Source organism: Candidatus Omnitrophota bacterium, assembly GCA_028717245.1.
Classification (GTDB): domain Bacteria; phylum Omnitrophota; class Gorgyraeia; order Gygaellales; family Profunditerraquicolaceae; genus JAGUYA01.
In genome coordinates this window covers 190,129-212,737 of sequence record JAQUOD010000001.1, presented here as the reverse complement: position 1 = coordinate 212,737, position 22,609 = coordinate 190,129, and the positions used below count along the sequence as shown (strand labels likewise).

Here is a 22,609-nt window from a genome sequence, read left to right as displayed (position 1 = left end):
GCTGAAATGAAAAAGCTATTATTTTGTGCTACGGATGTTGGAGGAGCAAGGAACTTATCTCCTCTGTTATTATATATACAAAATAAAGGTTTTATCCCTTTGCTAGCTACATCAGAAGAGATGCTAACGTTATTTGATACCCGAGGCATTAAAGTTATAGAATCCAAGGATATCAATTCTGAAGCGGCAGCAGTTAATCTTCTAAAAGAAATCTCCCCAATAGCTATAGTGTGTGGTACTACGCGTTATCATAGCCCGGAACGTCTTTTAATCATAGCGGCCAGGAAACTTGGGATTAGAAGCATTGTTATTTTAGATGAATGGTTTAATTATTATTTTAGATTCCAAAAAGAGGATGGTGAGCTTTCTTATTTACCGGATATTATTTGTTGCCAAGATGAAAAAGCCCGAAATGAAGCTGCCGCTGAAGGGATTCCGTTAGACCGTTTATTTATAACTGGAAACCCGTCCCTGTCTATTTTTACATTTGATGCCGAGAAATTTTTAACCACTCCGCCAGCCCCGCCGGATTTTATTCAAGATAAACCTAAACCGATAATTGCTTTTTTACATGAAACCCATAGTGTCGATTATAGCTCAAGTCCAGGCGAATCGGGTCTGCTGGGACAATTCATCGGATACACCGAACATACTGTTAGGCAAGATATTTTTGATGCTTTAAGGAAAATCGGAAAAAGTTGCACAGTTATAGAAAAATTGCACCCTAGCTACCAAAGGGGCGAATTAGCGCCATTAGGCGACGGAGTTGTAGGGTGGCTTACCATTTTAAAAGCGGATTTATTATCGTTGCTTTGGCATAGCGACTTGGTAGTCGGCATGCGTTCAATGGCGTTATTAGAAGCAGCTATTTTAGGATGCTTAGTTGTGTCTTATCAACCTCATCTCATAGGGCCACAGTTATGTACTGCAGTCCGCCTTAATATTATAAAAAGTATTTATGATAAAAATAACCTTTATGATTGGTTAAAGGAAAATATTTCCGGGGAGTTGAAAAACGAGCGCAAAGTTATTAAACGATTTCCTTTTGTTAGAGATGATATTCTGCAAAACATTGTAGATTTAATTATCGCAAAATGAAAGATAAGGGTCTTAAGATAGTTGCTGTTATTTGTGTAAGAATGAATTCAGAGAGACTCCCCGGTAAAGTTATGATAGATATTATAGGAAAACCTATATTGGGGTATTTAGTAGAAAGAGTAATGATGTCCGAATTAATTGATGAGATAGTCGTTGCCACCTCCTTGAATCCCGAGAACAATGTCATTGAAGCCTATTGTCAAAAAATAGGAGTAGCCTGTTTCAGGGGAAGCGAGGAGGATGTTCTGGATAGGATACTCAATGCATTAAAAACTTATGATGCAGATATAGGCGTAGAAATATTCGGTGACGGGCCGCTTGTTGACCCGGAAATTATCGATAATATGATTAAGTTTTATATTGAAAATATGGATAAATATGATTTTGTAAGTAATGATTTAAAGACCACTTTTCCTTCCGGCGCAGAGGTCGAGGTTTATTCAACAAGTACTTTAGAGGATGCTTCAGAAAGAGCAGTTTCCCCCGATGTGAGAGAACACGGGACATTATATATCAGGCAGCACCCTAAGCGTTACCGTCTTCATAATATTGAGGCCCCGCCCCAATTATACTGTCCAGATATAGCGATTGAGTTGGATACAAAGGAAGATTTTATAATTATCAAGGCCGTCATTGAGAACTTATACCCGGTTAGTCCAAATTTTACAATTCACGATGTAATTAAATTTTTACAGAAACATCCCGAGTTGATTGCAACAAATAAGAATATTTACCGACGCTGGAAGCAATATCGTAAAGATGAAATATAAAGCCGCTATTATAGGAACAGGAAAAATAGCAGGTTTGTTTGATGCCCCCCATAATAAAGATGGCGCTTTCACTCATGCTAAGGTATGCAGAAAGAATAAGAATATAGATTTAGAAGCAGCATGCGATAAAGATATTAAAAAACTGAATAAATTCTGCAGGACGTGGGGCATAAAAGATAAATATGTAAATGTGGATGAGCTTTTAGATAACAAGAAGTTAGACATAATTTTACTGTGTACCCCAAACCGCACTCATTTTACTTTAGCAAAAAAAATTTTGCAGCATACTAATCGTCCGCGAATCCTTCTTGTGGAAAAGCCAATATGCTTAAATAAAGCAGAATTAATTAAGATTAAAAAAATGTTGGCAGACACTTGCACTAAACTTATTGTTAACCACACCTACCGGTTCCATCGCGGGTTGCAAAGAGTAAGAGAAATAATAAAAAGAGGCGATTTTGGGAAGATGCTGTCAATCCGCGCCATATATTACGGCGGTTTATTAAATAACGGGGTACATATTTTGGATACCTTACGCATGATTACAGGTTCAGAATTCAGGGTGATTTCAGCTGAAATCGGCGCTAAGGGTAGAGGAAATGATTTCTGTGTGGATGCCAAGTTGATATCCCTGGATTATCCAGATGCAAAAATTTTTATGGAAAGTTTTCCAGAAGAATATTATCAGCTATATGAGATAGAAATGAGGCTTGAATCCGGCCGAATAAGAATTATGGATTTCGGGGAAAATATTTTTATAGATAAAGTTTTAATAAACAACTCAGGCGAAAAAGAATTAAGAAATATTAATAAAATCACCATGTTAAAGAGCGAATCTCCCCTTAGGAATTTATTTAATAAGATTATAGATTATCTTGCGGATAATGACGCAGCTATATTGTCCGAAATTGGAATCGAAGAAGTAAGTAAAACAATGGTGTCTTTATGGGAAATAAGAGATAGGGCATTGAAATGGCAAAATTAGCTATCAATAGTGGTAGGCCGGTTCGCACAAAGCCCTGGCTTGGTAATATTACTACAGGCAAAGAGGAGAGGCGCGCTGTATTAAAAGTGCTTAAAAGGGGACAGTTTTCTTTATTTGAAGGGTCCTATAAACCCGACCCGCCTTTTAGTTTTTGGGGGGGACCATGGGTTCGTAGGCTAGAGAAAATATGGGCAGAATACTATGGCATAAAGTATGCTATTTCCATGAATAGCGCAACTTCCGGGCTTTATGCGGCAATTGGGGCACTTGAGTTAGGATACGGGGATGAGGTTATCGTTTCGCCTTATACAATGTCTGCCTGCGCAGCCTGTGCATTGATTTATGGAGCAATCCCGATTTTTGCGGATGTTGAGTTAGACACAGGTTGCTTAAAGCCGGAATCCATCGAAGAAAAAATAACACCTAGGACAAAAGCGATATTAGTTGTGCATCAATTCGGCATTCCCGCAGATATGTCTGGGATTCTTAAAATAGCAAAAAAACATAATTTAAAAATCATTGAAGACTGCGCTCAGGCGCATGGAGCAAAATATAGAGAGCAATATGTAGGAACTTTTGGAGATATTGGTATTTTTAGTTTAAATGTAAATAAAACAATACAGACAGGGGAGGGTGGAGTTTGTGTAACGAACAATCGGGAACTCGCTTACCGGTTAGCATTAATAAGAAATCATGGAGAAGCCGTAGTTGATAACGCCGGTTACAAGAATATAGTTAATATAGTCGGTTTTAATTTTAGGCTAACAGAATTACAGGCGGCCATTGGTATTGAGCAATTAAAAAAGTTAAATAATTTCAATAAAATAAGACTAGGGTTAGTTGAATATTTAAATTGCAACCTTAATAAATTTGATTGTTTTATTACTCCGAAAGAAAGAAAGAATTGTTATAGTACATATTATGTTTATCCTTTGCGTTATCTATCGGAAAAATACAATGTAAAAAGGGAGAAAATAATTGATTTGATGAATGCTGAAGGGGTTAAGTTCTCTGCGGGATATACAAAGCCGCTCTATTTGCAGCCTTTATATCGGCAAAAGAAGGCATTCAAAAATGGTTACCCCTGGAGCGCCTTAGAAAATAAGAATATAAAGACAAATTATTTTAAAGGCACTTGCCCTAATGCGGAAAAACTGCACTTTGAACAGATGATGATAAACGAATATGTCAGAATGCCTCATCGTAAATCCGATATGCGGGATATTGCAATAGGCATAGAAAAAATCATAACTTTATTAGAAAGGAAATACAGATGAAAATTTTATTCGTTTTATATGATAACGAAAGCAGGGATAATATCTTACCCATCGGGATTACCTATGTTGCAGCTTATTTAAGGGAACACGGATACAGAGAGACAACCTATTATTGCCAGGATGTCTACCATTATAATGAGGACCATCTTCATGAATACTTGAAGAGAAATCACTTTGATGTTGTTGCTATGGGTTTCGTTGCGGGGTATTTTCAACACATAAAGATAAAGAAGATCTGCGATGCAATAACGAGTTTAAAAAAGAAACCATTTATAGTTTTAGGGGGACACGGGCCTTCTCCTGTCCCGGAATATTTTATAAGATATTGCGGAGCAGATGCTGTTGTTATGGGAGAAGGAGAAATACCGTTTTTAAATATTATTAAGGCGCTTGATAATAACGAAAATTTATCAAACGTTAATGGGATTGCCTTTCGTGACGGCGATAGGGTTATCGTTAATCCCAGGGAAAAGCCTATTATGGATCTAGATTCAATTCCTTCGCCTTATTTGGATTCGCTGCCTATGGAATTCTACATTAAATCGACGTATTTTACTTCGCCGTTGGATCGGGGTATAAGCGTTAGTGCGCAGAGAGGATGTGTCTATCATTGTAATTTTTGCTATCGGTTGGAAAAAGACATAAGGCTTCGTTCCTCGGATAATATAGTTGAAGAGGTTAAAAAATATAAACGGGATTATAATATAAATTACGTATGGTTCTTTGATGAACTCTTTATGCTAAATGAAAAAAGAATCTTTGATATCTGTGGAAAATTTTTAAAAAATAATCTTAATATTAATTATTTCTGTACAGGCAGGCTAAATAAAGCCAATGCTAAAGTATTAGACATAATGAAGCGTAGCGGGTGCGTTGCTATTGATTATGGTATTGAGCAATTCGACGACGATGCCTTAAGAAAGATGAATAAAGAACTAACTACCATTGATATAGAGAATGGAATAAGGCTTACTCTTGAGAGAGGAATCCGGCCTTTATTCAATATAATATTCGGGAATATTGGCGATAATCAAAAAACGCTAAAGAGGTCATTGGATTTTCTTCATAAATATAATGATTATGGACAGCTCAGGACAATCAGGCCGGTAACGCCGTATCCGGGGTCTCCTCTTTACGATTTAGCCATTAAAAAAGGGCTGCTGAAGGGGCCGGAAGATTTTTATCGCAAACATAAAAATTTAGAGCTATTAACAGTGAATTTCACCGAAATCCCGGACGATGAATTTACCGATTTAATGTTTGAGGCTAATAAAAAAATAATAACGTCCTATTACGACTACATGGAAGATAAATGTATAGAAGATTTCCGAAGAGTCTATTATGAAAATGATTATTCCTTTAGAGGAACACGCCATTAAAATTTAAACTTTTAAAGACGATGGTAAATAATACTACTACGCTTATTTTTGCTGAGAGGTTTGATAGGGACCTCATGGCGGGCGGCTTAAAAATAGTAGCTTTAAATCCTGATGTATGTTTTGAATTAGGTAGGAGAAATATATCCTACCTAATTCTTGAAGATTGCCTGTCTGAATCAGAATTAACCGTTTTCTATCGGATGTCGGAGAAATTATTTAATACAGAGTTGTTAATTTCTCAAGAATTAAATAGGGTTTTTAAAGAAATAGCCGAGGTTAAAGCTAGAAATTTAGAAATAGGCGATCTTCTTTTCTATAATTTAAGGTTGCTGCTTGACCCCATTTATATTTATACAAAACTTATAGAGAAAATACTCGATAAATTTTCTTGTAAGTCAATAGTATATTATGGCTATAATTTTAAAGAATATATTGATGATAGGATTTATATGGTAGATAATTCAGTATTTTATCATGTATTGCCGGTTATTTGTAAAAATAAGGATATAAAAATTATTAATCATCTATTGCCTTCTCCCGGATTGAGGAAAAGAGTGCCTTGTTCTGGAAAAACTAAGGTTATTGTGCGGCAGTTACGCTTTGCAATAGATAGTTTATTGACCGGAATTAAATGCAAGCTAAATGGCAGGTCAAAAATCCATGCCAACAAATCAGTTCTTTTTATAGGGACTGATTATGGGGTAAGGCTGTGGATTAAGGATTTCTATAAAAACGGTTGGAATGTTTTTATAAAAAAGGAAGATGAAAAGATTTATAGGTATTCACCAAGCGCAAAGATAGAAATAGATTTTTTGATAAATAAGACTTTTAATCCGCCACGTGAGAAAAGTATGATTTCAGACTTTATTTTTGACACCTGGAAAGAACTCTGCGGTATCGATTTTAAAAACCTGATTAAACCGCGCATAGATTATCTTTTTGAGAGTTATATTCCTAAGTTAACCGCATTTTATGATACCCTTTTGTCTTTTACAGAAAAAGTTAATCTTAAGTATATTATTTATCCTTACCTGAATAACTTAACGGTAAACGAGGCCCTGGTGCATCTGGGGAAAAACAGTGCTAGTATTACAAATGTCTCCGGCTGCCATGGAGGTAATGTTTTCGCAAATTTAATGTGGGATATAACAGAGCTTCGTTTTGCAGATATTTTTTTCGCCAATGACGATGAAGGGAAAGAATATTTTGAAATGGTAACTAAGCGTAGGGGGTATCAGACCAAAATTATGATTAATGTTGATTGGTTAAAGTTATCGCGGATAAGGCGTAAATCTATTAATAAAAGGAAGAAAAGAATACTTTATGCGCCGGGCTTTTTTCAGGAAACAATAAACAGGCTGGACGGGGCTGAATATACATCCACATGGTATTACAGATTTCAATTACAATTGATAGATTTTCTGTCTACGTTAACCGATTATGATTTTATCTGGAAAGGCCTGCCGACATTAAATAGCGGGAATATAAGCCCAATTTATAAATATATTACAACCAGAAAGTTTACAAATGTTTCTGCTAGGATGGATTCCTTATTAACAAATTTGAAAAATTGCGATATGTTTTTAACCGACAATCCAAGCTCTTCCTTTTACCAGGCAGCAGTAAATAAGATTCCGGTATTAGCTTTTGTTAGGGAAGGCCTTTCCATTAGGAAAGGCGCCAGAGAATTCTTTGGTAAAAGCCTCACTACATTCCAAGAATTTAATGATATTAAGCCGCTTATTAAAGATTTTCTGGAGTCCGATGGTAAACAATATCAAGTAGATATTAAATTGTCAGATAGTTCTTTGTATTCTAAGTTAGAATGCTGCGTTTTTCAGCATAATGGGAAGTAATTTATGCTAAGCATTAGAAAAAATTATATCGCTTTATTCGGAAGAAACGAGTTTGAAAATTTGAATATTATTTTATGGTGCTGGATCAGGAATCATTGCTTGACAATAATCGGTTCTCAAATACCCCCGTGCATAAACCTTATTCCTTTTGTCAGGGGATATGTTAAAAAATCAGTTAAAGAATATAAAACATGTTTAGAAGATTATGAGGGTTTAATATATGAAATTCACGCGGAAACAGTGGATTTAACTAATAATTTTTACAATAAAATAATTGGAAATGATAATAAAGTCATTAGCTATTACAATAGAATTCTTAATACAGACAAATTTGAAGCATATATAAAGAGGGAAATTTCAAACCATGTGTTTATCTTATTAAAGAGTTTGCATTCAGTGAGGTTATCTGGTTTAAAAGAGAGAGCTATACTGATCAGTAAAAACCCTATTAATGATTTTATGCTTGGATACATGGAAGCAAAATACGGAGTTAAATATAAGATAAAGCATGTATTTCTTTTGTGGGAACCGTTTTTTCTATGCTTATATTACGGATGGTTATTTATAGAATTCATTAGAAGGGGGGTGGTTTTTAACAAAAGTATAAAGGACTATAAAATATCCAAAGAAGCTGCATCAGGGTTCTACCAAAAGACACTAAGGGATGATATCGTGGTAGATAATATTAAATTTAAGAAAAGCGATTTGTTAATATTGGAATTTAATAACCGATACCAAGACCGAGTTGATAATTTTTTTAAAGAAGCAAATAAAAGAGGTTTTGATACTGTTTCTGTGCCGGAATTAAGGATTAATATCAACAAAAATATTTTTGATATTTTGTCCTTCTATTTTTTACTACCTTTAGCAACTTACTTACGATTGCTCTTAAACAAAAAATCATACCTATTCTATTATATATTTTTATTCCATAAAAGGTGTTTTCCCATTGAAGTATTAATGAATTCATACAGGATAAAATACAATATTTCATCAATAAACTACGATGATAATGTAACAACAATTATTCTAAACAAATATGGCGCAAAAAATACTATTTTCAACTGGAGCGATTTAACCGCTTTTAAAGGATACAGCTATGCCTTCTGCGCGCATAATATTTATTTTACCTGGAGCGACATACATTATGATTTTCACTCGGCGTATACTTTTATAGATACCAAGATTAATATTGGATGCATATTTAAGCAGGAATTTAATCAGGCGATTGGTAATAAAGAAAAAATTATTTCTCAAAAACTTAATATCAAGAATGGGGGGAAAATAGTGACATTTTTTGATAATTCTTTTGACGATAGCTTGCATCTTACCAGCAGTTTTTTTCTTAGATATCTGGAAATAATAAAAGAGTTCTGTAGAAATAATAAGGGTATCAATGTTTTGTTAAAACCAAAAGTTGATAAACAAATAGTCTTAAGATATCTGGGGGAGAGAGCTGCTGAATATAGAAAAATATATGATGGCTTGACAAGTTGCACTAACTTTTTCTATTTGAACCCTTTAGAATTTGGTTTTGAGGAAGCTTTGGCTGTTTCGGATGTATGTGTAAGTATGGGATTAAACAGCCCGTCAACAGTAGCATTGATATGCGGTAAAAACGCCCTTTATTTTGATAATACAGGCAATAAATGCCATCCCTTCGCCAAGAAATATGAAAACATATTTGTATTTGAGGATAAAGACCTTCTGTTTAAGCAATTGAATGATATTTTAAACGGAAGATTTACTTGCCGAGATGTCATCAGTGAGAAAGAAATAAGAGAATACGATGCCTTTGATGATGATAAGGCCCTGGAAAGATTGAGAAATAATCTGTACGAATTAACATTATCAAGTCAAACGGCGCATCAGGTTAATTAAAAAATACGAATAATGGGGACAAATCTAAAAAAAAGGATCTTAATAACTGGCGGAGCCGGATATATCGGCTCAGTAATTGCAGATTTATCCCTGCGTAATAATTTTAAAGTAAGGGTAGTTGACCATCTTTGGTTTGATAAGGAAGTTCCTTTAGAGTATTCCCATAATCCTAATTATGAATTTATAAGAGAGGATTTATGCAGGGAGGAATTGCTGGATGGATTCTTAAAGGACATAGATATTATTATCCACGCAGCTGCAGTAGTGGGGGACCCTGCGAGCAAAAAATTTCCCGTATTAACTCGCCTTATTAATTATGATATGTCTATACGGTTAATAGAAAAAATTCAGAAATCAGAAGCTACCGGCATCATATTTTTATCAACCTGTTCTAACTACGGAGTCTCGCAAGGCATGGCAAACGAGGAATCGCCCTTAAAGCCCCTTTCTTTATATGCAGAAACAAAGGTAGGAGTGGAGAGGCATTTATTGGATAAGGTTAAAAATTTAGATTGGGTTATCTGCCGGCTTTCTACCGTATATGGTTATTCGCCAAGAATGAGGTTTGATTTGACCGTAAATGATTTCACGATGAATGCCCACACCAAGAAATATTTGGATATTTTTCTTCCTTACAGTCAAAGGCCCTATATTCATGTGGTTGATGCCGCCAAGATAATTATCCAAATGGTTAAAGATTTTGAAAGGGTCAAGAATAATGTTTTTAACCTGGGTTTCAATGAAGAGAATTATCAGAAGATACAGATCGCCCAAATTGTTAAAACATTTATGCCGGAAACTAAAATAGAATTAGTTAAAAGTGGGTATGATTTAAGGGATTATAAGGTAGATTTTTCAAAGCTTCGAAGGTTATTAAACATTAGAAAGGAATTCACAGTTGTAGACGGAGTAAAGGAAGTTCTTAATTTATTGAAGTCAGGCCTAATTAATAACCCCGAGGATAAAAAGTACTACAATACTTCGCCAGACTTAGGAGAGAAAGAGTGTTTATTGAACTAGACGCCCCTAATATTGGCCGCTTGGAGAAAAATTATATTAATACAACTATTGATAAAGGATTCATTTCCACATACGGGCCTTATGTTTCAGAATTTGAAGAAAAATTTGCTAAATATTTGGAGACAAAAAAAGCCGTTTCAACGCAGAGCGGTACAGCTGCCCTGCATATCGCCTTATATGAGCTTAGGATAGGTAAAGGAGACGAAGTAATTGTTCCGAATCTGACCTTCATCGCTACAGTAAACCCTGTTATATATGTAGGGGCAAAGCCGGTTTTTGTAGATGTGGATATAAGAACCTGGAACATATCTCCTGAAAAGATTGAAAAAAAAATAACCAAAAAGACCAGAGCAATAATACCTGTCCATTTTTACGGTAATCCCTGTAATATGGATGAAATAATGAAAATCGCACGCAAATACAATATTTATGTGATAGAAGATGCTACCGAGAGCCTCGGGGCAAAATATAAAGGAAAATATACAGGGACATATGGAGATTTGGGTTGTTTTAGCTTTAACGGAAATAAAATAATAACTACGGGTGGCGGCGGTATGGTAGTGGGGAATAGCAAAAAGAGATTAGGACACATAAAGTTTTTAGTAAACCAAGCTCGGGATGAGTCAAGGGGGTATTTCTATCCTGAAGTCGGCTTCAATTACAGAATGACTAATATAGAAGCGGTTTTAGGCCTGGCGCAATTAAAGAGATTGAATGGGTTCCTTGCCAAGAAAAAGAGATTTAAGGCTATTTACCGAAATGAAATGAAGGGAATCAGAAATATCCGTTTTCAAGACGAGTACGAGGGGGCAGATAGCTCTTCTTGGCTCACCTGCATTACTTTCGGTGATAAAGTTGACATAGTAATATTAAGGAGAAAATTAAGTGTAAAGGGAATTCCCACGCGTAGGATCTTTATGCCCGTGACAGAGTTCCCTCCATATAAAAAATATAGACAAGGACGTTACGATAATTCTCGCTATATTTACGAAAAAGGCTTATGCTTGCCGAGTTCGACGCTAAATTCTGAAAACGATATACGCTATATATGTAAGATTATAAAAGAATCGCTTTAATATTAATATGAAAATCGCTCTGTTTACTAAACCGGATAAACCCACAGTTAATGAAGTGAAAGAATACTTAAAGAAAAACTTTGATACTGTAGCTATCTATGAAGGGGAAAGAGGAGAATCTATTCCTCTAGAGGCGCTCAACGGCTCTCAGGATATATTAATCTCTTATTTGTCTCCGTGGCTAATTCCGGAGCAAATTTTAAATAAAACAGCATTATGGAGTATAAACTTTCATCCTGGCCCGCCAGAGTATCCGGGTATAGGCTGTTTTAATTTTGCCATATACAATCAAGAAAAGTATTACGGCATTACCGCCCATTTAATGGAAAAGAATGTCGATAGCGGTAAAATAATCGCGGTTAAAAGATTCTCAATGTTAAGAAATGATTCCGTATATACCCTAAGTATAAAAAGTTACGAATGTATGTACACTTTATTTTATGAAATTATGGACTCTATTCTCACTAAAAATATCATTCCTTTTTCTAACGAAACATGGAAGAGGAAGCCCTATACTCGCTCAGAATTAGAGGAATTATGCCGAATAGAAGCGGCTATGCCGCAGGAAGAGATAAAAAAACGCGTAAAGGCGACTGCCTATCCTGGTATGCCCGGGGCGTACATAGAATTGTATGGCCATAAGTTTGAATATAATGCTAATAGATAAGACTTATTATGGGTAAAACTTTTATTATTGCAGAGGCAGGCGTAAACCATAACGGGAGCATTAAAACAGCTAAAAGAATGATTGATATAGCTGTAGAAGCAGGGGCCGATGCGGTAAAATTCCAGACATTTAAAGCCGATAGATTACTGACCAAGCTTGCCCCTAAGGCTGAATACCAAAAGAAAACCACTGATAAGGAAGAATCTCAATTTGAAATGATAAAGAAATTAGAATTAACGTTCGATGCCCATAAAGAGCTTATGCATTACTGTAAAAGAAAAAAGATTATATTTTTATCATCACCTTTTGATTTAGAAAGCATTGAACTATTGGATAAGCTCGGTATTAATATGTTTAAGATCCCCTCGGGGGAAATTACCAATCTTCCATATTTGAGAAAGATCGGGAGATTGAAGAAAAAAATTATACTTTCAACCGGTATGTCGGACCTACGCGAGATAAAAAACGCGCTGGATGTGCTTACTGAGGCGGGGACGGCAAAAGAAAAAATAACATTACTCCATTGTAATACCGAATATCCGACTCCCTTTGAAGATGCCAATCTACGCGCTATGCTCACGATAAAAGAGGCTTTTAAGGTTAGGGTAGGCTATTCCGACCATACTATCGGTATTGAGGTTCCTATAGCCGCAGTAGCCCTGGGCGCATTTGTGATAGAGAAACATTTTACCCTGGATAGAAATATGAAAGGTCCTGACCATAAGGCATCTTTGGAACCGAAAGAACTTAAGGCAATGATAAATGGGATAAGAAATATAGAAAAGGCCCTTGGTAACGGAATCAAAAAAGCATCTTGCTCAGAACGCAAGAATAAAATAATAGCCCGTAAAAGCATAGTCGCAGCAAGAAATATCAGTAAGGGAGAATATTTTACTGCAGCTAATATTACAACTAAAAGGCCTGCCTCTGGTTTAAATCCGATGAAATGGGATGATGTAATCGGCAGGATGGCAAAATTTTTTTTTAAAAAGGATTCATTAATAGAATTATGAAAAGAAAAATCTGCGTTTTTACCGGAACAAGGGCAGAATACGGTATTTTAAGGCCTTTACTAATTGTTATAAAGAACGATCCTGCCTTAAAGCTGCAGCTTGTTGTTTCCGGCATGCATTTATTGCCAGAGTTCGGATCAACCTATAAAGAAATCGAAAAGGACGGTTTTAAGATAGATAAAAAAGTAGGTATTTCGCTTAATTCTGATACCCCATTCGGATTGAGCAGGGCCGTGGGGGCAGGGCTGATCAGTTTTTCTAAGGCATTTAAGGCCTTAGGGCCGGATATAATCGTTATTGTTGGGGATAGGTTTGAGGCCTTTTCTGCTGCGGTTGCAGCTCTGGTATTGAGAATCCCTATTGCCCATATTCATGGCGGAGAAGCGACATTCGGCGTCATTGATGAGGCATTCAGGCATGCGATAACCAAAATGAGCCATTTACATTTTACTTCTGCCGAAGAATATAGAAGAAGGGTTATCCAATTGGGCGAATACCCTGTGAGGGTCTTTAAGGTAGGGGCACTGGGATTAGATAATCTAAAAAAACTGAGGCTTTTGTCAAAAAAGGCGATAGAACAAGAACTGCATTTTAAATTTAATAAACATAATTTATTAATTACTTATCATCCGGTTACTCTGGAAAATAATACTTCAGGAGCACAATTTCGTAGTTTGCTTCAATCTTTGGATGAATTGAGGGAGACAGCCCTTATCTTTACTAAGGCAAATGCTGATATGGATGGAAGAATAATTAATAAGCTGATTGATGAATATGTAGCAAAGAATTCCTCTAAGGCTGTTGCATTTACCTCAATGGGGCAACGCCTGTATCTATCCACAATGCAATTTGTCGATGCCATAGTGGGTAATTCCTCAAGCGGTATCATAGAGGCCCCCAGTTTTAAAATCGGGACCATAAATATAGGGGATAGGCAGAAAGGCAGAATTAAGGCCAAAAGTATCATAGATTGTCGGCCCATAAAAAAAGAGATAACTAATGCCATAAGGAAGTTATACAGCAGAAAATTCCAAAGTATGCTTAGGGGAGTTGCTAATCCCTATGGCGACGGAAAAACAGCACCTAGGATTAAGAAGATCCTTAAGAATTACGGCCTGAAAAATATCATCAAGAAAGAGTTTTACGATATCCCTGTTAAAAATAAAGAGAGGCAAGGGTTATGAAAGTATTATTAGTAGCTTACGATGACGATTCATATATGCATAGGCTGCCGCAAGGCTTAGCTTATATTGCCGCGGTACTCATAAAAGAAGGGCACGAAGTTAAAATATACAACCAGGATAAATTCCATTATCCGGACAGCCACCTTACCGAATACTTGGACCAGAATAAATTTGATATCATCGGCTTGGGTATTGTAGGCGGATATTACCAGTATAGGAAACTTTTAGGCCTTTCGCAGGCAATAAACAACTCGGTAAACCGGCCATTTTACATTATCGGCGGCCACGGCCCCTCGCCTGAGCCGGAATTTTACCTTAAGAAAACCAAGGCGGATGCCGTTGTTATCGGCGAGGGAGAAATAACCGTTGTGGAGTTGCTTGATGCAGTTAGGCATCAACAGTCTTTATCCAAGATTAAGGGGATAGCGTATTTAGACGGGGATAAGGCGGTGATTAATGAGAGGAGGCCCCTGATAGAAGATATAGATAAAATACCCTTTCCGGCCTATGAGCTTTTTCCCATGGATTATTACCGTTTGGCGAGAATGCCCAATGCCTCCAGAACGGATTTTGTTATATCTGTACTATCCGGCAGGGGATGCACTTTTAAATGCACATTTTGTTACCGCATGGATACGGGATTCAGGTCGCGCAGCAGCAAAGGCATTATTGATGAAATCATGTTTTTAAAAAGAATGTACGGCATAACTTATATTGCGTTTTCCGACGAACTGCTCATGTCCTCTAAAGAAAGGACAATGCGCTTATGCGAAGATTTCATAAGGGATAATGTGGGAGTAAAGTGGTCTTGTAACGGCAGGTTAAATTATGCCACACCCGAAGTGCTGAATTTAATGAAAAGAGCCGGGTGCGTATTCATAAACTATGGTATCGAAGCGATGGATAATGATGTTTTAAAGAATATGCATAAGGGATTGACGACTGACCAGATAATCAGGGGGGTTGAGGCTACGCTAAAATCCGGGATAAGCCCAGGCTTAAATATAATTTTTGGTAATATCGGCGATAATCAGGAAACCTTAAAAAAGGGAGTTGAATTTTTATTGAAATATAGCGACGGGGCTCAAATGCGGACTATCCGTCCGGTAACGCCTTATCCGGGCAGCCCCCTCTATTATTATGCCATTGAAAAAGGCCTGATTAAGGACTGCGAAGATTTTTACGAAAATAAGCATCTCAATACGGACTTATTAGCGGTAAATTTTACGGATATGAGCGACGATGAATTTTACCGCTGTTTATATGAGGCGAATAACAGGTTATTAGAGTTTTATTTCCAAAAGAAACTTAGCGAGGCAATGGAGCAAAATAGGAAACTGCATATAGACAGAGACGTTAATTTTAGGGGCTTTCGGCACCTTTAATAGAGGAGATGCGTATGTTAACGAAAAATATCTTAATCCAAGAGGATGAGTCTATAAAAGATGCCTTAAAGAAATTAGATAAGACTGCAACGAAAGTCCTGTCGGTAGTAGACAAGAAAGACAAGCTGCTGGGCACAATCACCGATGGTGATATCAGGCGGTATATATTAAAGGGCAAAAGCCTGGAAGGAAATATCAGGGATATCTATAATAAGAAGCCGATATTTATAAATCAAGATGCCTTCTCCATAGAAGAAGCGAGGGAAATGTTCATCAAAAATAAAATAGATCTTATCCCGATAACAGATAAGGCAGAGCGGGTAATAGATTTTATAACCTGGGATAAGGCGTTCTCTGACGGCAGCCAGGGGCTTTTCAATATCGGTAAAGTCAGCGTCCCCGCAGTGATTATGGCCGGAGGCAAGGGTACGCGGCTGGAGCCGTTTAGCAATATTTTCCCTAAGGCCCTGATTCCTATCGGCGAGAAACCGATTATTGAGATTATCATAGATAAATTCCGCAGGAGTGGGATTAATGAATATTACCTGACCTTAAATTATAAAGGCAAAATGATAGAATCGTATTTTGACAGCATAGAAAAAGATTATGCCGTGCATTATGTCTGGGACAGCGAATATTCGGGGACCGCAGCCAGCCTGAAACTTATGGAAGGAAAGATCTGCGATAATTTTATTCTTTCAAATTGTGATGTAATCGTTGAAGCGAACTTCGAAGAAGTATTGAATTTGCATAAAGAACAAAAAGCGCTACTGACAATCTTATCCTCCATACAACATTATAAGGTCCCATATGGCGTGATAAGATTTAAAGAGGGGGGAGAGGTTACGGAAACCATTGAGAAACCGGAGTATACCTTCACGATTAATACGGGAGTTTATATATTAAATAAAGAATCCCTGCGGTTTATTCCTAAAAATTCATATTTTGATATGACTGATTTAATAAAAACTTTAATTGAAAATAATAAGAAGGTTATAACTTATCCGGTCAACGAAAGCGAATATATCGATATCGGGCATTGGGAAGAATATAAAAAGGCAATTGAGAAGTTAAAAATTATAGAATAGGAAATTTTAGGCAAATGTATAAAGGAAAGAAAATATTGGCTTTAATTCCTGCTAGAGGCGCAAGTAAGGGGGTTTTGCGAAAAAATATAAAACCTCTATCCGGAAAGCCCTTGATTGCGTGGACGATAGAAGAAGCAAGAAAAAGCAAATACATAGATAGAATTATTGTTTCAACTGAAGATAAAGAAATAGCTGATATCTCTAAAAAATACGGAGCCGAGGTGCCGTTCTTCAGGCCCGGAAAGTTCGCAGTAGATAACAGCAAAGCCATTGATTATATTCTACATACATTGAAATGGTTAAAAAAGAATGGCCAGAAAGTTTATGACTTGCTTATTCTGTTGCAGCCGACATCTCCCTTAAGGTCAACCAAAGATATCGATGGAGCGATAAGGTTTCTTTTTTCAAAGAACGCAAAAGCCATAGTTTCGGTATGCGGAATAGATTACCCTCTAAACTGGACAAATACATTACCAAAGAATGGATGCATGAAAGGCTTTATTAATCCCAAGGCTAGAAATAAGAATAGGCAGGAATTACCGTTATTTTATCGGCTTAATGGAGCAGTTTATGTGGGTTTTTGTGATTATATAATACGCCAAAAAGGGTTTATGGGAAACAAGACCTTTGCTTATGTAATGCCTAAAGAAAGGTCCATAGACATTGATGATAATTTTCATCTTAAGCTGGCAGAATTTTTTAAGGGATATGATTAAGTTAAATCAAGCTGTTGTATTAGCCGGCGGCAGAGGAGAAAGATTAAGGCCGTTAACGGATGAAATCCCCAAGCCTTTAGTTGCTGTTAATGGAGCCCCGTTTTTGGATTACCTGATTAATTCCGTAATCCAGGCCGGGATTAAGCATATTTTGATATTAACGGGTTATAAGGGAGAGGCTATTATTAAAAGATACGAGAAATTGGCCCATGAAGGAATAGAAATCGAATGTTTTCCCGGAAGAGCCGAAGACCAGACCGGCAGGAGGCTATTGAACGCCCGCCGCTTATTGGATAATTATTTTTTACTTCTTTACGGTGATAATTATTGGCCGATGGAATTGAAGCAGATGTTGAATTTATACGATGAAAAAAAGACCAAAGTCCTGACAACCGTATTTACCAATAAAAGAGGAACCGGAGAATACGGTTATGAAAATAATATCAGCGTAGGAAAAGATAAACTTGTCAGGGCTTATAATAAGAGCAGAAAATCCAGCGGCCTCAATGGTGTTGATATCGGTTATTTTATTGTGAATAAAAATATTTTAAACCTTGGCATAAATGAAAATATATCCTTTGAAGAGCATATCCTTCCCCGGCTGATTTTAAAAAAGCAGCTTACGGCCTATCTTACCGATAAACAATACTACTATATTACTAATCTTGATAGCCTTAAAAATTTTGAATCGGCAGTTGCCGAAAGAGGCTTTGAGTCTATTCCCAATAATTATTTTAAAGGACGGTGAGCAGATGGACTTTTTTAAGGATTATTTTAATCAAATTAACCAGGGATTAAATAGTGTAGATACCGGGCTTTTAAATAAGACCGTTGATTTAATATTAAGCGTAAATAAAAGAGGAAAGAAAGTAATAATATCCGGTAACGGGGCGAGCGCAGCGATAGCCAGCCACATATCCGTTGATTTGACTAAAAATGCCAAGGTGCGTTCAGTAAACTTTAATGAGGCGGATTTGATTACTTGTTTTGCCAATGATTATGGGTACGAGAAATGGCTGGAGCGGGCTATTGAATGTTACGCGGATAAGGACGACGCCGTAATTTTGATAAGTAGCAGCGGAGAATCCCAGAATATTATTAATGCGGCGCAGAAAGCTAAAAAACTGGGAGCTAACCTGATTACCTTATCCGGGTTTAATGCCGATAATCCCTTGAGAAAGATGGGGGATATTAATTTCTGGGTTGATAGTAAGGTTTATAATATCGTAGAGTCGGTTCATAATATCTGGTTGACTGCTGTAGTTGAAAAAATAGCTATAGCAAAAGACTATAAATAAAATAATGTTTCTAATGGGGGGGGAGCTTGTAGATGAATATCTTGGTAACCGGTAATAGGGGCTATATCGGAGCAGTATTAACAGAAATGCTATTGGGGCTTGGATATAACGTTACCGGATATGATACGGATTATTATGCCGGCTCTGAAATCTGCGCATTGCATCAGCCGATAAAACAGAAAAAAAAGGATATCCGGGATGTAAGCACTGAAGATTTAGATGGGATAGATGCGATAATCCATTTAGCAGCACTTTCTAATGACCCCCTGGGCCAGTTGGATCCGTACCTGACAGAAGAGATAAATTTTAAAGGGACAATGAAATTAGCTAATTACGCAAAAAAAGCAGGCATTAAAAGGTTTGTCTATGCTTCATCTCAGAGTATGTATGGTATCTCTAATACGGATGAAGAGTTAGATGAGGATAAAAGTACGAAGAACCCTTTAACTGCTTATGCCAGAACCAAATGGGATGCCGAATGTGAATTAAAAAATTTGAATTCCAGTGATTTTACGGTAGTTTGCATGCGCCCTTCTACTGTATTTGGCCCTAGCCCCAGGTTTCGTTGCGATATCGTATTCAATAACCTGGTTGCCTGCGCATATACTACGGGTAAAATTGAAATTAAAAGTGACGGGACCCCTTGGCGGCCTGTCATTCACGTAAGGGATGCGTCACAGGCATTCATCGCTGGGTTAAGGGCACCCCAGCATTTAATCTCAGGCGAGTCCTTTAATATCGGGATTAAGAACGGCAACTTTACTATCCGTCAGCTCGCTGAGGCAGCGCAACAGGTTGTTCCCGGTAGTACCCTGGTATTCACCGGTGAGCACGGAACGGATGCGCGAACTTATAAAATAAGTTTTAAGAAAATATTTAATGTCTTAGGCGAATATTTTTATCCAGAATGCGATTTAGATAAAGGAGGCAAGGAGCTCATTGAGTTTTTTAAGAAAAATAATTTTAGCGAGCAGCAATTCAGAGGAAAAGCCTGTAATAGGCTTAAGCAGATGGAATATCTTCTTAGAGAAAAAAAGATAGATAAGAATTTAAACTGGTTAAATGGCTCTAGATAAAGAATACAAGCGGATTAAGAATTGTAGGATTTGCGGGTCTAAAGATATTGTTCCTTTGCTTTTTTTGGGTAATCAACCCTTGGCTAATTCATTTAAAAAAAGGATTAGCGATTTAGAAAGGAGATATCCTTTAACATTAGTTTTTTGTCCAAACTGTTCATTGGTTCAATTAAAAGAAACACTGAAGAAGGAAATTTTGTTTAATAATTATGTTTGGGTTACCGGAATATCTGAAACAACCCAAAAGTACGCAGAAACTTTTTATAAAAGAACAATTGGGTTAACAAAAGCTAAACCAGAGGAGCTAATTGTAGAGATTGCCTCTAACGATGGCACTTTTCTTAAGCCTTTTGTAAAAGGAGGATATAGGGTATTAGGGATTGAGCCCGCAAAAAATATTGCCGGGTTATCTAAAAAGTCCGGGATAGAAACACTAAATAGATATTGGGATCATAAGATGGCGGGTCAAATAAAATCTAATTACGGCGAAGCAAAAGTAGTTATTGCCAGGAATGTTATTCCGCATGTCAGCGACCTTACTGATGTGATTCGCAGTATCCACAGATGTCTGGCAAAAGACGGGATAGGCATTATTGAGTTTCATTACGCTGGAAAAATCCTGCAGGATTTACATTACGATTCAATATACCATGAACACCTGTGTTATTTTTCAATTAAGACTATGGAGTATTTACTTAATAAATTCAATTTATTTCCGTTTCGTATTGACCTCAGTCCTATCAGCGGCGGTTCCTATGTGATGTATTTCTCAAAGAATAAGCGGAAAAAGAGTTTAAGATATAATCAGTTGGTGGATAAAGAAAAGAGACTATCGGTAAATAAATTAAAATCTTGGCAAAACTTTGCAGACAAATGCAAAAAGCACAGAAAAGAATCGAGGAAGATAATAAAAGCATTTCGCGGTAAAGCAATAGTAGGTTTCGGGGCTTCGGCGAGAAGCGCTACTTATTTAAACTTTTGCGGTTTTACAAATTCTGATATTCGAGCAATAATTGATAACAATAGATTAAAACAAGGGCTTTATTCCCCCGGTTCTTCAATCCCGATACTGTCAATAGAGGAGGGGCTTAGAATCAAACCCGATCTGCTATTTATATTAGCCTGGAATTTTAAAGATGAAATAATTGCAGATTGCCAGCTAAATGGATATAAGAGGGATTATTTGATCCCTTTTCCCAAAAAGCCATATTTATTAAAAGTTAATTAAATAATTCTTAAAATGATTATTTCTAGAACGCCATTAAGAATGAGTTTTGTGGGAGGCGGCTCCGACTTCAAGGAATATTATCAGCAGAATTCCGGTGCCGTAGTGAGTACGGCCATAAATAAGTATATATACATAACAGTAAATAAAAAATTTGATGATGGTATTCGAGTCGGTTATTCAAAAATTGAGTACGTCGATAATATAGACAAAATTGAGCATAACCTTGTGAGGGAGGCCTTACGATTGGTCGGAATTACCAAGGGTATAGATATTGTTTATATGTCCGATATGTTACCTGCTCACGAGGGGTCAGGTTTAGGGGCATCGAGTAGCCTGACTGTTGGGACCTTGAATGCACTTCACGCTTACAAGGGAGAGCATGTATCTGCTGAGACGTTAGCTAGGGAGGCGTGCGAGATTGAAATAGATGTTCTCGGCCATCCCATTGGAAAACAGGACCAGTATGCTGCTGCCTATGGCGGTTTTAATCATATACAATTTAATACTGATCAAAGCGTATTTATAGATCCGATTATTTTCAAAAATGAGACAAAAGTGGAGCTCAATAAAAACTTACTTTTATTCTATACAGCTATTAATAGCCGGTCGGATAGCGTATTAACAGAGCAGAAAAGAAATATTAAGAATAATTCCCATATCCTAAGGGAAATGGTGGGGTTGTCTAAGGAACTACGAGCGGCATTGGAGAGTAATCGCCTTTCGGAATTCGGAAATATTTTAAATAAGGGATGGGGGCTTAAAAAAAAGTTAGCAAGCAATATTACAAATCCTTTAATAAATTCTTATTATGAAGAAGCGATAGATGCTGGAGCCGAGGGTGGAAAAATTCTGGGTTCTGGTGGGGGCGGCTTCTTATTATTTTATTGCGAAGAAGATAAGCAGGATAACGTCCGAAAGGCTTTATCAAATTTAAAAGAAGTCTCTTTTGCATTTGAACCGCAAGGGAGTAAGATAATTTATGTTAATGATTAATCTGTAAGATAATAGCTAATAATATGTTGATAAAAGAAAAAGAAATCAAGGGAGTGTTTGAAATTGAACTAGAACCTCAAAAAGACCGGCGGGGGTTCTTTATGAGGACATATGATGAAAAGGTGTTTAAGAAATATGGGTTACAACGAAAGTGGGTTCAGGAAAATCATTCTTATTCTAAGAAAAAAGGTACGATAAGAGGACTGCATTTTCAATTTCCTCCGTATTCAGAGACCAAGCTTATTCGAGTTGTGCAGGGAAAAGTGTTTAAGGTATTTGTGGATTTAAGAAAAAAATCTTCTACTTTTGGCGAATGGGAAGGCATAATTCTTTCAGCAGATAATAAGAAAATGTTGTATGTTCCGCGGGGCTTTGCTCTCGGGATGTGTTCATTAACTAACCGTTGCGTTGTTTTATATAAAATGGATAATTACCATAATCCTGAAAGCCAAGGTATTATTAAATGGAATGATCTGGATTTAGATATCGATTGGCCTTTAAATAGAAACCATATTATATCCGAAAGAGACACAGCTGCAAAGAGTTTTAAAGAATTTATTAAAACCTATGGATCAATAAGTCTCTAAAGATGCAATAAGTTAATATAGTAAACAGATAA

At 36.7% G+C, this 22,609-nt stretch carries 21 protein-coding genes; all 21 read left to right on the top strand.

What is annotated here, in order from left to right; genetic code table 11:
* The first annotated feature begins 6 nt into the window (after window positions 1–6).
* Genes PHV44_01170 through rfbC form a run of 21 tightly spaced genes read left to right on the top strand, consistent with a single transcriptional unit; the run spans window position 7 to window position 22,577 of the window.
* Complete coding sequence (locus tag PHV44_01170) at window positions 7–1,098, top strand: hypothetical protein (protein MDD5591893.1); 1,092 nt, start codon at window positions 7–9, stop codon at window positions 1,096–1,098.
* Window positions 1,095–1,868: a glycosyltransferase family protein gene (locus tag PHV44_01165; protein MDD5591892.1), complete on the top strand. Its 774-nt coding sequence runs from the start codon at window positions 1,095–1,097 to the stop codon at window positions 1,866–1,868. The genes PHV44_01170 and PHV44_01165 overlap by 4 nt, the downstream gene beginning before the upstream one ends.
* Window positions 1,858–2,853: a Gfo/Idh/MocA family oxidoreductase gene (locus PHV44_01160; protein ID MDD5591891.1), complete on the top strand. Its 996-nt coding sequence runs from the start codon at window positions 1,858–1,860 to the stop codon at window positions 2,851–2,853. The genes PHV44_01165 and PHV44_01160 overlap by 11 nt, the downstream gene beginning before the upstream one ends.
* Window positions 2,841–4,130 (top strand): DegT/DnrJ/EryC1/StrS family aminotransferase, encoded by a 1,290-nt coding sequence (locus PHV44_01155; protein ID MDD5591890.1) that lies wholly within the window; start codon window positions 2,841–2,843, stop codon window positions 4,128–4,130. The genes PHV44_01160 and PHV44_01155 overlap by 13 nt, the downstream gene beginning before the upstream one ends.
* Window positions 4,127–5,509, top strand: a complete 1,383-nt coding sequence (locus tag PHV44_01150; GenBank protein ID MDD5591889.1) for a radical SAM protein — start codon at window positions 4,127–4,129, stop codon at window positions 5,507–5,509. The genes PHV44_01155 and PHV44_01150 overlap by 4 nt, the downstream gene beginning before the upstream one ends.
* A 20-nt stretch (window positions 5,510–5,529) precedes the next feature.
* Window positions 5,530–7,365 (top strand): hypothetical protein, encoded by a 1,836-nt coding sequence (locus PHV44_01145; protein ID MDD5591888.1) that lies wholly within the window; start codon window positions 5,530–5,532, stop codon window positions 7,363–7,365.
* 3 nt (window positions 7,366–7,368) lie between these two features.
* The gene (locus PHV44_01140; protein MDD5591887.1) at window positions 7,369–9,246 is read left to right on the top strand and encodes a hypothetical protein; all 1,878 of its coding nucleotides are present in this window, start codon (window positions 7,369–7,371) and stop codon (window positions 9,244–9,246) included.
* 12 nt (window positions 9,247–9,258) lie between these two features.
* A complete protein-coding gene (locus PHV44_01135; GenBank protein ID MDD5591886.1) occupies window positions 9,259–10,266 on the top strand; it encodes an SDR family oxidoreductase in 1,008 nt (335 codons plus the stop codon).
* On the top strand, window positions 10,251–11,342 hold the full coding sequence (locus PHV44_01130; protein MDD5591885.1) for an aminotransferase class I/II-fold pyridoxal phosphate-dependent enzyme: 1,092 nt from the start codon (window positions 10,251–10,253) through the stop codon (window positions 11,340–11,342). Before PHV44_01135 ends, PHV44_01130 begins: the two co-directional genes overlap by 16 nt.
* Before the next feature lie 7 nt (window positions 11,343–11,349).
* Window positions 11,350–12,009, top strand: coding sequence for a formyltransferase family protein (locus PHV44_01125; protein MDD5591884.1), 660 nt, complete (start codon window positions 11,350–11,352; stop codon window positions 12,007–12,009).
* Between the two features lie 8 nt (window positions 12,010–12,017).
* Entirely contained in the window at window positions 12,018–13,022 is a 1,005-nt protein-coding gene (neuB, locus tag PHV44_01120) for an N-acetylneuraminate synthase (protein MDD5591883.1), read from the top strand.
* Complete coding sequence (neuC, locus tag PHV44_01115; protein ID MDD5591882.1) at window positions 13,019–14,206, top strand: UDP-N-acetylglucosamine 2-epimerase; 1,188 nt, start codon at window positions 13,019–13,021, stop codon at window positions 14,204–14,206. Before neuB ends, neuC begins: the two co-directional genes overlap by 4 nt.
* Window positions 14,203–15,591, top strand: coding sequence for a radical SAM protein (locus tag PHV44_01110; protein MDD5591881.1), 1,389 nt, complete (start codon window positions 14,203–14,205; stop codon window positions 15,589–15,591). Before neuC ends, PHV44_01110 begins: the two co-directional genes overlap by 4 nt.
* A 14-nt stretch (window positions 15,592–15,605) precedes the next feature.
* Complete coding sequence (locus PHV44_01105; protein ID MDD5591880.1) at window positions 15,606–16,679, top strand: sugar phosphate nucleotidyltransferase; 1,074 nt, start codon at window positions 15,606–15,608, stop codon at window positions 16,677–16,679.
* Window positions 16,680–16,693: 14 nt separating this feature from the next.
* On the top strand, window positions 16,694–17,395 hold the full coding sequence (locus PHV44_01100; GenBank protein ID MDD5591879.1) for an acylneuraminate cytidylyltransferase family protein: 702 nt from the start codon (window positions 16,694–16,696) through the stop codon (window positions 17,393–17,395).
* The gene (locus tag PHV44_01095; protein ID MDD5591878.1) at window positions 17,346–18,143 is read left to right on the top strand and encodes a sugar phosphate nucleotidyltransferase; all 798 of its coding nucleotides are present in this window, start codon (window positions 17,346–17,348) and stop codon (window positions 18,141–18,143) included. Before PHV44_01100 ends, PHV44_01095 begins: the two co-directional genes overlap by 50 nt.
* A gap of 4 nt (window positions 18,144–18,147) precedes the next feature.
* On the top strand, window positions 18,148–18,693 hold the full coding sequence (locus PHV44_01090) for an SIS domain-containing protein (protein MDD5591877.1): 546 nt from the start codon (window positions 18,148–18,150) through the stop codon (window positions 18,691–18,693).
* Between the two features lie 32 nt (window positions 18,694–18,725).
* Complete coding sequence (locus PHV44_01085; protein MDD5591876.1) at window positions 18,726–19,769, top strand: NAD(P)-dependent oxidoreductase; 1,044 nt, start codon at window positions 18,726–18,728, stop codon at window positions 19,767–19,769.
* On the top strand, window positions 19,756–20,997 hold the full coding sequence (locus PHV44_01080) for a class I SAM-dependent methyltransferase (GenBank protein MDD5591875.1): 1,242 nt from the start codon (window positions 19,756–19,758) through the stop codon (window positions 20,995–20,997). Before PHV44_01085 ends, PHV44_01080 begins: the two co-directional genes overlap by 14 nt.
* 12 nt (window positions 20,998–21,009) lie before the next feature.
* Window positions 21,010–21,990: a GHMP kinase gene (locus tag PHV44_01075; GenBank protein MDD5591874.1), complete on the top strand. Its 981-nt coding sequence runs from the start codon at window positions 21,010–21,012 to the stop codon at window positions 21,988–21,990.
* Window positions 21,991–22,013: 23 nt separating this feature from the next.
* On the top strand, window positions 22,014–22,577 hold the full coding sequence (gene rfbC / locus PHV44_01070) for a dTDP-4-dehydrorhamnose 3,5-epimerase (protein ID MDD5591873.1): 564 nt from the start codon (window positions 22,014–22,016) through the stop codon (window positions 22,575–22,577).
* Window positions 22,578–22,609 lie beyond the last annotated feature (32 nt).